Raw genomic sequence first — 286 nt, 5'->3', positions numbered from 1 at the left:
GGTGAAGTACGTGTACGACTGCTGGAAACCGATCTGCGCCAGCGTGTGCATCATCGCCGGGCGGGTGAACGCCTCCGCCAGGAAGATCACGTCCGGGTCCCGGCGGTTGACCTCCGCGATGACCCGCTCCCAGAACACCACCGGCTTGGTGTGCGGGTTGTCGACCCGGAAGATCCGCACCCCGTGCCCCATCCAGTGCCGCAGCACGCGCACCGTCTCGGCGACCAGGCCGTCCATGTCGGCGTCGAACGCGATGGGGTAGATGTCCTGGTACTTCTTCGGCGGG

1 pseudogene is annotated in these 286 nt (G+C 66.8%); it reads right to left on the bottom strand.

What is annotated here, in order from left to right:
• Window positions 1-286 (bottom strand): annotated as a pseudogene (locus tag OO52_RS45770) (alpha-1,4-glucan--maltose-1-phosphate maltosyltransferase); the annotation flags it as partial.

The organism is Streptomyces flaveolus, from assembly GCF_000716535.1.
Lineage (GTDB): Bacteria > Actinomycetota > Actinomycetes > Streptomycetales > Streptomycetaceae > Streptomyces > Streptomyces flaveolus_A.
The sequence above is the reverse complement of the archived record's forward strand: the minus strand, read 5'-3'. Positions and strand labels throughout refer to the sequence as shown.